The organism is Aeromonas sp. PrichA-15 (genome assembly GCF_017939245.1).
Taxonomy (GTDB): domain Bacteria; phylum Pseudomonadota; class Gammaproteobacteria; order Enterobacterales; family Aeromonadaceae; genus Aeromonas; species Aeromonas caviae.
Map to the genome: position 1 here is coordinate 118,230 of NZ_JAGKRH010000001.1, position 11,461 is coordinate 129,690.

General features: G+C 64.9%; 14 protein-coding genes. 11 read left to right on the forward strand and 3 right to left on the reverse strand.

The genetic code is table 11. The features are described 5' to 3' along the window. The first annotated feature begins 5 nt into the window (after window positions 1-5). The 9 genes from J9889_RS00535 (at window position 6) to J9889_RS00575 (ending at window position 6,118) form a co-directional block, all read left to right on the forward strand. Complete coding sequence (locus tag J9889_RS00535; protein WP_010674159.1) at window positions 6-596, forward strand: cytochrome c3 family protein; 591 nt, start codon at window positions 6-8, stop codon at window positions 594-596. A 193-nt stretch (window positions 597-789) separates the two neighbouring features. Continuing rightward, on the forward strand, window positions 790-1,296 hold the full coding sequence (gene moaB, locus J9889_RS00540; RefSeq protein ID WP_039038846.1) for a molybdenum cofactor biosynthesis protein B: 507 nt from the start codon (window positions 790-792) through the stop codon (window positions 1,294-1,296). 50 nt (window positions 1,297-1,346) lie between these two features. Then, the gene (gene moaC, locus J9889_RS00545; RefSeq protein WP_010674161.1) at window positions 1,347-1,841 is read left to right on the forward strand and encodes a cyclic pyranopterin monophosphate synthase MoaC; all 495 of its coding nucleotides are present in this window, start codon (window positions 1,347-1,349) and stop codon (window positions 1,839-1,841) included. Continuing rightward, window positions 1,838-2,083: a molybdopterin synthase sulfur carrier subunit gene (moaD, locus tag J9889_RS00550; protein ID WP_010674162.1), complete on the forward strand. Its 246-nt coding sequence runs from the start codon at window positions 1,838-1,840 to the stop codon at window positions 2,081-2,083. Before moaC ends, moaD begins: the two co-directional genes overlap by 4 nt. 100 nt (window positions 2,084-2,183) lie before the next feature. Next, window positions 2,184-2,648: a molybdopterin synthase catalytic subunit MoaE gene (gene moaE, locus J9889_RS00555; RefSeq protein WP_201996786.1), complete on the forward strand. Its 465-nt coding sequence runs from the start codon at window positions 2,184-2,186 to the stop codon at window positions 2,646-2,648. Between the two features lie 54 nt (window positions 2,649-2,702). After that, window positions 2,703-3,425: a molybdate ABC transporter substrate-binding protein gene (gene modA, locus J9889_RS00560; RefSeq protein WP_010674164.1), complete on the forward strand. Its 723-nt coding sequence runs from the start codon at window positions 2,703-2,705 to the stop codon at window positions 3,423-3,425. A gap of 116 nt (window positions 3,426-3,541) precedes the next feature. Further along, the gene (gene modB / locus J9889_RS00565) at window positions 3,542-4,222 is read left to right on the forward strand and encodes a molybdate ABC transporter permease subunit (protein ID WP_210555807.1); all 681 of its coding nucleotides are present in this window, start codon (window positions 3,542-3,544) and stop codon (window positions 4,220-4,222) included. After that, the gene (modC, locus tag J9889_RS00570) at window positions 4,219-5,274 is read left to right on the forward strand and encodes a molybdenum ABC transporter ATP-binding protein (protein WP_210555808.1); all 1,056 of its coding nucleotides are present in this window, start codon (window positions 4,219-4,221) and stop codon (window positions 5,272-5,274) included. Before modB ends, modC begins: the two co-directional genes overlap by 4 nt. A 67-nt stretch (window positions 5,275-5,341) precedes the next feature. Continuing rightward, the gene (locus J9889_RS00575; protein ID WP_161470248.1) at window positions 5,342-6,118 is read left to right on the forward strand and encodes an alpha/beta hydrolase; all 777 of its coding nucleotides are present in this window, start codon (window positions 5,342-5,344) and stop codon (window positions 6,116-6,118) included. 67 nt (window positions 6,119-6,185) lie between these two features. On the opposite strand, the gene moeB is transcribed toward J9889_RS00575, so the two are convergent. Together moeB and moeA are read right to left on the reverse strand one after the other, a co-directional pair. Then, window positions 6,186-6,941: a molybdopterin-synthase adenylyltransferase MoeB gene (gene moeB / locus J9889_RS00580; protein ID WP_161470241.1), complete on the reverse strand. Its 756-nt coding sequence runs from the start codon at window positions 6,939-6,941 to the stop codon at window positions 6,186-6,188. Beyond that, window positions 6,938-8,164: a molybdopterin molybdotransferase MoeA gene (gene moeA / locus J9889_RS00585; RefSeq protein ID WP_275059485.1), complete on the reverse strand. Its 1,227-nt coding sequence runs from the start codon at window positions 8,162-8,164 to the stop codon at window positions 6,938-6,940. Before moeA ends, moeB begins: the two co-directional genes overlap by 4 nt. Window positions 8,165-8,534: 370 nt before the next feature. Here moeA and folE point away from each other — a divergent pair, with 370 nt between their 5' ends. Then, complete coding sequence (gene folE / locus J9889_RS00590) at window positions 8,535-9,191, forward strand: GTP cyclohydrolase I FolE (RefSeq protein ID WP_010674171.1); 657 nt, start codon at window positions 8,535-8,537, stop codon at window positions 9,189-9,191. Window positions 9,192-9,441: 250 nt separating this feature from the next. Next, window positions 9,442-11,091 (forward strand): methyl-accepting chemotaxis protein, encoded by a 1,650-nt coding sequence (locus J9889_RS00595; protein ID WP_161470240.1) that lies wholly within the window; start codon window positions 9,442-9,444, stop codon window positions 11,089-11,091. A 150-nt stretch (window positions 11,092-11,241) separates the two neighbouring features. Here J9889_RS00595 and J9889_RS00600 read toward each other — a convergent pair. Then, on the reverse strand, window positions 11,242-11,461 hold a 220-nt coding region (locus J9889_RS00600), incomplete at its 5' end, for a hypothetical protein (RefSeq protein WP_210555810.1).

The window sequence follows — 11,461 nt, forward strand, 5'->3', positions numbered from 1 at the left end:
CATAGATGAAATTACCCGGCTTTGTGAAGCGTCTGTGGACCACCTTCAAGTCACCGTCGAAGGCGGCCCTCTGGGTCATCCTGCTGATGGGCTTCTTCGGTGGCGTCATCTTCTGGGGCGGGTTCAACACCGCCATGGAAGCGTCCAACACCGAGGCCTTCTGCACCGGTTGCCACGAGATGAAGGACAACGTGTTCGTGGAGTACCGCGACACCATCCACTACGCCAACCGCTCCGGCGTGCGGGCCAGCTGCCCGGATTGCCACGTACCCCACGAGTGGACCTACAAGATCATCCGCAAGGTGCAGGCCTCCAAGGAGCTGTGGGGCATGATCACCGGCAAGGTGGATACCCGCGAGAAGTTTGAATCCCACCGGCGGGAGATGGCCGAGCGGGAGTGGCAGCGGATGAAGGAGACGGATTCGCGCGAGTGCCGCAACTGCCACAACTTCGAGTACATGGACTTCTCCCTGCAAGGGCGTCGGGCCGCCCAGATGCACTCCACCAACCTGGCAAGCGGGGCCAACACCTGCATCGACTGCCACAAGGGGATTGCGCACCAACTGCCTGACATGAAAGGGGTGCCAGGCTTCTGATGGGAAGGCCGCCGGATCCTCGGGATCCGGCGGCCTTCGAGATTAATGGGCAATGACGCCCCCCAGCCAGACATCTTTTGATAGAATCCCTTCCCGGCAACGCGGCGCCCACCGGCTCCTTTCATGGCTGGCACCAAGGTGCGGCGCGTTCACCTCATCCTCTCGTGGTCAATGATTGACAGGAATGGCCCCAATGGCACCCAAACACAGCGAATTCATCCCTCTCAAGATCGCCGTCCTGACGGTTTCCGACAGTCGCACCGCTGCCGATGACAGCTCGGGGGACTATCTGGTCGAGGCCCTGACCCAGACCGGCCACGTGCTGGCCGATCGGGCGCTCTGTCCAGACAACCTGTTTCGCATCCGCGCCCAGGTGAGCGACTGGATTGCCGACGAGGGAGTCCAGGTGGTGCTCATCAACGGCGGCACCGGCTTCAACGAGCAGAACCGGGTGCCCGAGGCGGTCGGCGTGCTGTTCGAGCGCACGGTGCAGGGTTTTGGCGAGATGTTCCGCCAGCTCTCGTTTGCCGAGATAAAAGGCTCCGCCATGCAGAGCCGTGCCCTGGCCGGGCTCGCCAATCGCACCCTGATCTGCTGCCTGCCCGGCTCCACCGGCGCCTGCCGCCTGGGCTGGGAACAGCTTATCCGGGATCAGCTCGACGCCCGTACCCGGCCGTGCAACTTCGTGACCCATCTGTGATCCCGGGAGTAAACCCGGATCATCCATCTTATTTTTCGATAGGGGCATAGATGAACCTGACCCATCTCAACCAGAGCGGCGAGGCCCACATGGTGGATGTCACCGACAAGCAGGTGACCGAACGCGAGGCCCGCGCCGAGGCTTTCGTGACCATGGCCCCCGAGACCCTGGCGTTGATCCTGAGCGGTCAGCACCACAAGGGGGACGTGTTCGCCACCGCCCGCATCGCCGGCATCATGGCGGCCAAGAAGACCGCCGACCTTATTCCCCTGTGCCATCCCCTGGCCCTGACCCGGGTGGAGGTAGAGATAGCCCCCCAGACGGCGCACAATCGGGTCCATATCCGCACTCTGTGCAAGCTCTCGGGCAAGACCGGGGTGGAGATGGAGGCGCTCACCGCCGCCTCGGTGGCGGCCCTGACCATCTACGACATGTGCAAGGCGGTGCAAAAGGACATGGTGATCGAGCAGGTGCGTCTGGTGGAGAAAAAGGGCGGCAAGTCCGGTCATTTCCAACTGGGTGCGACCAAAGGAGAGCAGGCATGATCAAGGTTCTGTTTTTTGCGCAGGTGCGTGAGCTGGTCGGCTGCGACGAGCTCAGCCTGCCTTGCGACTACGCCAGTGCCGATGCCCTTCGCGCCGCCTTGAGCGAGCGGGGTGACAAGTGGGCGCTGGCACTCGAATCCGGCAAGCTCCTGGTGGCGGTCAACCAGACCCTGGTGCCGCTGGATACCCCCCTCCATGATGGGGATGAGGTCGCCTTCTTCCCGCCGGTGACCGGAGGTTAAGGATGAACGAGATAATGACCGTAGATCGCGCCACTGAGCTGCGGGACTGTGGTGAGGCCGCCTTCTTCCCTCTCCTTCCAGTGACGACAGGAGGCTGACCATGACCGATCGCATTCTGGTGCAGCGGGATGACTTCTCGCTGGCCGACGAATATGCCCGCCTTGCTGCCCGGCAGGACACAGGCGCGATTGTCAGCTTTGTCGGCAAGGTGCGCGACTTCAATCAGGGGGAGCATGTAAAAGGGCTGGCCCTCGAACACTACTCCGGCATGACCGAGAAGGCGCTGGCGGGCATCGTGGCCGAGGCCCGCGGGCGCTGGCCCCTGCAGGAGTGCACCCTCATTCACCGCATCGGCGAGCTGCTGCTCGGGGATCAGATCGTGCTGGTGGTGGTGAGCAGCGCCCACCGCGAGGCGGCTTTCGAGGCCTGCCACTTCATCATGGATTTCTTGAAGACCCGGGCGCCGTTCTGGAAAAAAGAGCTGACCGCCGACGGGGTGCAACGCTGGGTCGAGGCCAGGGCGAGCGATGACGCCGCCCTGGCCCGCTGGCAACAAGGGGAGTGAGCCTCGGGCTCGTGTCAATCGATCCGGCTGTGCCGGAACATAAGGAGCAACGGAATGAAGAGATGGGTATCCGTGTTGGTGCTGGGGGCCGGCGCCATGTACAGCGGTGCTGTGCTGGCTGACGAGGTCAAGGTGGCGGTCGCGGCCAACTTCAAGGGCACCATAGAGCGCATCGGCAAGGAGTTCACCGCCAAGACCGGCCACAGCGTCGTCATCAGTTCGGCGGCCACCGGCGTGCTCTATACCCAGATCACCCACGGTGCACCCTTCGATCTCTTCCTCTCGGCCGACGTGGCGACCCCTCAAAAGCTGGAGTCGGAAGGCAAGGGGAGCGAACGCTTCACCTATGCCATCGGTCAGCTCGGCCTCTGGCAGAAGGGGGGGCCTGCTCCTGACGAGGCCACCTTGCGCCACTGGCAGGGGGAGCTGGCCATCGCCAACCCCAAGACAGCGCCCTATGGCGCTGCCGCCATGGCGACCCTGGCTCATCTCAAGATCGATCCCAAGCAGTATCGGGTGCTGACCGGCACCAACATCAGCCAGACCTGGCAGTTCGTCGATACCGGCAATGCGAAGCTGGGCTTCGTCGCCTGGGCCAATCTGGTGGAGGCGGGCAAGACCGGCGAAGCCTGGGCGGTGCCGGCCAGCTTCTATCCCCCCATCGAGCAGCAGGCCCTGGTGCTGAAGAAAGGGGCGGCGGTGGATGCCCTGGTGGCCTGGCTCAAGGGGCCGGGACAAGCGCAGATCAAGGCGGCGGGTTACGCCCTGCCGCAGTAAGCGCCCGGCGTCTGCCGGCCAGCCCCGTGCTGGCCAGATCCGGTGCCTGATGTGTCCCAAGGCGGCGCCCGTCATGACGGCGCCCTGTTTTTTATCGACACCCGAGAGGGGACCCTATGAGTGAAGGGGATCTGCTGGCGGTCTGGCTGACCCTGAAACTGGCGGCCAGCACTACTGCCATCCTGCTGCTGCTGTCGCCGCCGCTCGCCTGGTGGTTGTCTCGCAGCCAGCACCGGCTGCGCCCCATGGTGGAGGCCATGGTGGCCCTGCCGCTGGTGCTGCCGCCCACCGTGCTCGGTTTCTATCTGCTGCTGGCCTTCTCCCCGGAGTACGGCCTCGGTGACTGGTGGCGGGAGACCTTCGGGGCCCCGCTCGCCTTCAGCTTTCTCGGCCTGCTCATCGCCTCCGTCATCTATTCGCTCCCCTTCGTGGTACAGCCCCTCACCTCCGCCTTCGTCAACATGGGCAACAAGGAGCTGGAGGCTGCCGCCACCCTGGGGATGGGCCCGTTTGAGCGCTTCTTTCGCATCATCCTGCCCATGACGCTGCCCAGCTTCGTGATGGCGGCGGCGCTGGGCTTTGCCCACACCCTGGGGGAGTTCGGGGTGGTGCTGATGATCGGCGGCAACATTCCCGGGGAGACCCAGGTGCTCTCCATCGCCCTGTTTGATCACGTGGAGGCGATGGATTACCAGAATGCCCATATTCTGGCAGGCGGCCTGATGGGCTTCTCCCTGGTGATGCTGGTGCTGGTCTACGGCGTGCTGCAACGTCGGCAACGGAGGCTGTTCGGATGAGCCTCTACCTCAAGGCCAGACGTGATTTCGGCCCCTTCACCCTGGCGTGCGATCTGGCGTTGCCCCCCAGCCGCATCCTCGGCCTGTTCGGTCCTTCGGGCTGTGGCAAGAGCACCCTGCTGCGCATCATCGCCGGGCTCGACAAGGCCCCGGGCGATGCCCTGCGCTGGCAGGGGCGCGAGCTTGCAGCCCTGCCCCCCGAGGCGCGGCGCATCGGGCTGGTGTTTCAGGATGCTCGTCTCTTCCCCCACCTGAGCGTGCTCGGCAACCTGCAACTGGCGGCTCGCAAGGGGAGGGGGCGCTGGCAGCCAGAGGATCTGGCTGCGCGTCTTGGCTTTGCCGAGCTGCTGGGGCAACCGGCCCACGGCCTTTCCGGCGGTCAGCGTCAGCGGGTGGCACTGGCCAGGGCCTTGCTGGCCGAGCCTGATCTGCTGCTGCTGGATGAACCCTTCTCGGCGCTGGACAGGCGCAGCCGCATCCATCAGGCCCACGTGCTCAAGGGCTTGCAGCAGGAGAGCGGCATCCCCATGATCTTCGTCAGCCACGCCATGGAGGAGGTGAGCCTGCTCTGCGATGGACTGGTGCTGCTGGCAGAGGGACGGGTGGAGGCCCAGGGCACCCCCGAGGAGATCTTCGCCCGCACCGACCTGTCGCTGGCCAGTCGCGACGACGTCGGGGTCATGCTATCGGCGACCCTGTCCCACTACGACGAGCACGAGCAGATGGCGACCCTGCGACTCGGGGAGCAGACCCTGATGGTGACCATGGAGCATGCCCCCGATGAAGCAGGCCCCTTGCAGATCAAGGTGGCGGCGCGGGATCTGGTGATCGCCACCGAGCCCATCGTGCACTCCAGCCTCTCCAACTGCCTCGAGACCCGGCTGCTGGAGGTGCGGGAGGTGCGACCGGGGCAGACCCTGTTGCAGTTGGCTCTCGGGCAGCAGATACTGCTGGCCCGGATCACCAGCCGCTCCGCGCAGCGGCTCGCCCTGACGCCGGCCATGCGCCTCTACGCCTACATCAAGGCGGTGAGCCTGGTGGGAGAGGGGTAGACAGGGGACCGGAGTACGGATTGGCTGGCCATGAGTGGCCGGCATGGCGTCGAGAAAGGGGGGACGGGTGCGTCGCAATCAGGTAATGAAATCCCATGGCTTGGCCCTGCGCAGTGCGGGGGAGGGGCCCTTGCTGCTCTTGCTGCACGGGCTGGGCTCTTCCAGCCTCGACTGGCAGGCGCAGATCGAGCGTTTTTCCGAGCGCTACCGGGTGGTGGCCATGGACTTGCGCGGCCACGGCCAGAGCATGCAGGAGGGGCCCTTTGACGTGCCCACCCTGGCGGCGGACGTGGCCCGCTGGCTCGACGAGCAGCCCGAGCCTGCCTGGGTAGTGGGGTTGTCGCTCGGTGCCATGGTGGCGCTGGAGCTGGCGCTGCAACTGCCCCACAAGGTGCAGGGGCTGGTGCTGGTCAACGGCTTCAGCGAATTTCTGCTGGAGACGCCAAAGGAGCAGGAGCGCTATGCCATGCGCCTCAAGTGGCTGCGCTGGTTCGGCATGCGGCCGCTGGCGTGGTGGCTCGGTCGCGAACTCTTTCCCGGCCCCGATCTCGCCCAGGTGCGCCACACCTTCCGGGGGCGCTTCGTGCGCAACAAAAAGAAGACCTACAAGGCGCTGCTGGAGGCGCTGCCCGGCTGGTCGGTGCGGGCTCGTCTCGGCACCCTCTGGCAGCCGGTGGCTATCATCTCCACCAGTCACGACTATCTGCCCCTGGCGCGGCGGGTGGAGCAGTTCGCCTCCCTGCCCAATGCCACCATCCACACTCCGGATGGTCACCACGCCTGGCCGGCGGAAGATCCTGCCGGGTTCAATCATCTGTTGCAGCGGATCCTCTCAACCCATTGAGGGGAGCAGACAGCAGAGGTAGATAAAAAAGCCGAACCCCGGGGTTCGGCTTTTTTGTGGGCGCTGCTCAGGGCCTTGAGCAGACCGGGCAGTCGGGGCGTTTGGGCAGTTTCAGCTCGCGAAAGCTGCCACCCAGACCGTCGATCATCAGCAGGCGGCCGCTGTAGCTTTTGCCCATGCCCGCCAGCAGCTTGATGGCTTCGAGCGCCTGCAGGCTGCCCACCAGCCCCACCACGGGGGCCAGCACCCCCGCCTCGACACAGGTGAGGGCCTGATCGCCAAAGAGGGCGCTGAGACAGGCGTAGCAGGGTTCATCCTCCTGCCAGGTGAAGCTGCAAAGCTGCCCTTCCAGCCGGATGGCGGCGCCGCTGACCAGGGGCACCTTGTGCTGGCGGGCACGCTGGTTGAGGAGGTTGCGGATGGCGACGTTGTCGGTGCAGTCGAGCACCAGCTGATGGCCTGGCAGCAGGGCATTGAGCAGCGCCTCGTCGGCGAGGGCGGCGTGGGTCTCCACCTCGAGCCAGGGGGTGAGGGCGCGCAGGGACGTCGCCGCGGACTCCACCTTGAGCTGGCCGATGCGCGCGTCGCTGTGAAGCACCTGGCGCTGCAAATTGGAGAGCTCCACCCGATCGAAATCCACCAGAGTGAGGTGGCCGACCCCGGCCACCGCCAGATACTGGCTGGCGGCGCAGCCGAGGCCCCCGGCGCCGATGACCAGCACGCGTGATTGCTTGAGCGCCTCCTGTCCCTCGAAGTCGAAGGATTTGAGCACGATCTGGCGGTTGTAGCGAAGGAGCTCGGCGTCGCTCAGGATCTCGCTCACAGCAGCAGCCCCGAGAAGGGCTCGACGGTGACCGTCTCACCGGCGGCCACCTTGCCGCGCTCCTGCTCGAGCACGATGTAGCAGTTGGCCCGGGACAGGGAGCTGAACACCCCGGAGTCCTGGGAGCCGGTGCTGCGTACCTCGAGGCCATTCGGGCCCACGCTCAGGATGCCGCGCTGGAAGTCCAGGCGCCCCGGGCTCTTCTTGAGCGGCGCTGTCGCCAGGGCCTGGAGGGGGTGCGGGCGTGCAAACTGCTGACCGGCCAGCCTGGCCAGGGCCGGTTGCACCAGCTGATCGAAGGTGACCATGGCGGAGACCGGGTTGCCCGGCAGACCGAAGAACCAGGCGTTTGGCAACCGGCCAAAGGCGAAGGGTTTGCCCGGCTTGATGGCGAGCTTCCAGAAGCCAATTTCTCCGAGCTCTTCGAGCAGTTGCTTGGTGAAGTCCGCTTCTCCCACCGAGACTCCCCCGGTGGTGATCAGGGCATCGGCCTCGCGGTCGGCCTGCAAGAAGGCGGCGCGCAGGGCCGCCGGATCATCGGGGATGATGCCAAGGTCCAGGCACTCACAGCCCATGCGGCTCAGCATCGCCTTGACCCCGTAGCGGTTGGAGTCGTAGATGTCCCCGTGCTGGAGCGGGATGCCCAGAGGCTTGAGCTCGTCCCCTGTGCTGAAGATGGCGACCTTGAGGGGACGGCGCACCGTGACGTTCGCGATGCCAAGGGAGGCGAGCAGCGGCAGCTCCCTGGGGCTCAGGCGCAGGCCGCTTTCGAGCACCTGGGCACCCTGCGCCAGATCCTCGCCGCGGCGACGGATGTTCTGGCCAGCAACGGGGCGGGTCAGGAAAGTGATCCCGTTGTCGCCGGCTTGCGTTTCTTCCTGCATCACCACAGCGTCTGCACCCGGGGGCACAGGGGCCCCGGTCATGATGCGGATGCAGTGGCCGGCGGGCCACTCCCCCTCATAGGGCTGGCCCGCAAAGGCCTTGCCCGCCACGGGGAGCGGCACCCCGGCGGCGAGATCCGCCAGGCGCACGGCATAGCCGTCCATGGCGGCGTTGTCGAAGGGGGGCACGAAGAGGGGGGAGCTTATCTCCTCGGCCAGGATCCGATCCAGCGCCTGGGGCAGGGGCAACCGCTCCGTCTCGCAGCAGCAGGTGAGTTGTTCCAGCATCCCTTGCAGGGCCTTGTCCAAGGGGAGGAGTGCACCGGTATCGAATCCCATCATCATGACCTCTCTGGTGTGTAGGGGGCGGATTATCCCAAAAATCCGCTCCGATGGGCAGACCGAAGGTGCGGTAATGGGGGGCAGATGCCCCGGAGTGATCGGATTATGGGGCGCTATCCCGTTGAATTACCTCCTGATGGGTAACCTGGGCGAGGCTTGCGCGGGATGGCAGGTGGGGAAGAGGCGGCACGGCCGTGCGCCTTGCCCCCGAATGGGCAGGCCGGTGCGGACAAAACGGGGTGGTTTGGCATAAAGTCGGGCACCGGGCTTGAGTTAGACAGAATTATGACAATAATCGCCCTGTAAGATTGCGCCGCGGTACCATGCCGCAGGCCAGCACAGTCCCTGAGCGTGGGAGAGAAACACGATGACGAGCTTAAGCCAGGAAGCCCTGTTGGTCAGGGCGGCGCTCGAGGCCGAGGGCCTTGAGACACCTCTGGTGGCCAATGAATTGAGCGGCCAGCAGAAAAAGGAAAAAATCGAAGGTCATATGCGCGCCATCATGGAGACGCTGGGACTGGATCTGGCCGACGACAGTCTGGCCGAGACCCCTCACCGCATTGCCAAGATGTACGTGAACGAGATCTTCTCCGGCCTCGACTATGCCACCTTCCCCAAGGTGACGGTGATCGAGAACAAGATGAAGGTGGACGAGATGATCATGGTGCGGGACATCAGCCTCACCAGCACCTGCGAGCACCACTTCGTCACCATAGACGGCTTTGCCCACGTGGCCTACATTCCCCGCGGCAAGGTGATTGGCCTGTCGAAGATCAACCGCATCGTGCAGTTCTTCGCCCGCCGTCCCCAGGTACAGGAGCGGCTGACCCAGCAGATCCTGCTGGCGTTGCAGACCCTGCTTGGCACCAGGGACGTGGCCATCAGCATCAAGGCGACCCACTTCTGCGTGAAGGCCCGTGGCGTGATGGACTCCACCTCCTACACCACCACCACCTCCCTGGGCGGCGTCTTCAAGACCCAGCCCGACACCCGCGCCGAGTTCCTCGGTGGTCTGAAAGGGTAGTGCTCCCGGGGCCTGTCGCCGACAGGCCCCGTCTCCTTTTCCTCACTTTTTTTGAAAAATACCTAAAGTTGTGACCGTGTCGGTCGCTATGGCTCTCCGTGTTGTCGGACGGTCTGGTTGACGCCGACACCCCGGGCCCGCCCTTGTGCGCGCCGACAGGGACGAGATGTGCTGCCAAGGAGGGTAGTGAAGGCGCAGGCCAGGCCTGCGCCCAGCAATGCCACTTGTTTTCCCCCATGCAGGACATGCCATGAACACCATGACGATAGGCAAAAAACTTACCGCCGGCTTTGCCGTACTCGGCCTGATGATGGCCTTTATCGGCGGCTTCTCGCTGTTTGAATTCAGCAAGATGAACCGCGCCGCCATCGGCTTTACCGACAGTATCCTGCCCGCCGTCGTGCGCACCAGCACCCTCGGCGAGACCATCAATGCCCTGCGCCGCTACGAACTGGATGTCTTCCTGGTGGCGGACGATGCCCAGCAGAGGGCCCGCTATCGCAACGAGAGCGAGAAGAGCCTGCAAGAGGCTGCGCGCCAGATAGTGGCCCACGATGGCACCATCTGGGCGGAGGATCGGGAGGAGCGCCGCGCCTTTGACATCGTCAAGGCGGACTGGGAGCGATATGTCGCCCTGCACCAGCGCATCCGGCAGATGCAGGACTCGGGACAGATGGCCGAAGCCCAGCACCTCTTCATGGGGGAGGGGGTTACCCTCTATACCAATCTGACCAAGTCGGTGGGTGAGCTTATCCGCATCAACCACGGCTACTCCGTGGGCTCCCGTGCCGAGGTGGTGGACGCCTTTGACAGCGCCAAACTGAGCGTGACCCTGGCCCTGGTGATCGGCCTGGCCCTGGTTGTCGCCCTCTCGGTGGTGCTGACCCGCCAGATCCGCGACCCGCTCATCATGCTGGCCCGTCAGGCCCAGCGCATCGCGAGCGGGGATCTCGGTCGGGGCGAGCTGCAGGAGTGGGTCCGCGGCAACCGCTTCAACCGCGACGAGCTGGGTCAGCTGGGGTCGGCCATCGACCGGATGCAGGGGGCACTGGCAGAGCTGGTGAGTGAAATCTCCGGCTCGGTGAGCCAGCTCAGCAGCGCGGTAGAGGAGGTGAGCGCCATCTCCGAGCAGTCCGCCAAAGGCATGGCAAGCCAGCAGGGAGAGGTCTCTCAGGTCGCCACCGCCATGAACGAGATGCAGTCCACCGTCAATGAGGTGGCTCGCAACACCACGGACGCCATGGGGGCGGCCAAGCAGGCTTCCCGCACCTCCACCCAGGGCAACCAGGTAGTGCGCAGCGCCATCGGCAGCATAGAGCAGGTCTCCCGCCAGATAGAGCAGGCCGGGAGCGTGGTGCAGCAACTGGAGACCGACAGCGCCAGCATCAGCATGGTGCTGGACGTGATTCGCGGCATCGCCGAGCAGACCAACCTGCTGGCCCTCAACGCGGCCATCGAAGCGGCCCGGGCTGGCGAGCAGGGCCGTGGCTTTGCGGTGGTGGCGGACGAGGTGCGCAGTCTGGCCCAGCGCACCCAGGCGTCCACCGCCGAGATCAGCAAGATGATCGAGGTGTTGCAGGAGCGCACCGCCGAGGCGGGCAGCGCCATGCAGCTGAGCCGTCAGCAGATGCAGGAGAGCGTGGAGCTGGCGCGGGAAGCGGGGAGCAGCATCGACAGCATCAATGGCGCCGTCACCCAGATAACCGACATGAACACCCTGATCGCCACCGCCACCGAGCAGCAGAACGCGGTCACCGAGGAGCTCAATCGCAGCATCGTCAAGATCCACACCGCCGCCGACGAGAATGCCCAGGGGGCGCAGCAGACCGCCCAGGCCTGTGTCGAGCTGAGCAAGCTGGCCAATACCCTGCACCATATGACCCAGCGCTTCACCCTCTGAGTCTTGTTGCCACCCGGCACAGCGCAGAAGGCCCCGCCAATCGGCGGGGCCTTGTTGTTTGTCATCGCCCCCCCTGTGCCCGTTTCAACCGGCCCGCCTGCCCCGTCACCTACCGGATGGGGGGATGACATGCCGGATGTTCGAATTCGCTCACAAATCGGCGATTAATTTCATGCGGGGCCGTTTACGACCTGTTTGCGAGCCCGTATAATGAGCCTGTTTTGTGGCGTTGTTGATCAAATCCGTCGCTGGATGGCCGTTCCCCAACCCGTTGATACCACTCAATTCACTGGCTGGCGAACAGGCATACCAAGCCCTATCAGCTTGTTCATCACCTTCACGCCAGCCAGGATTTCGCCCACCTGGGCGT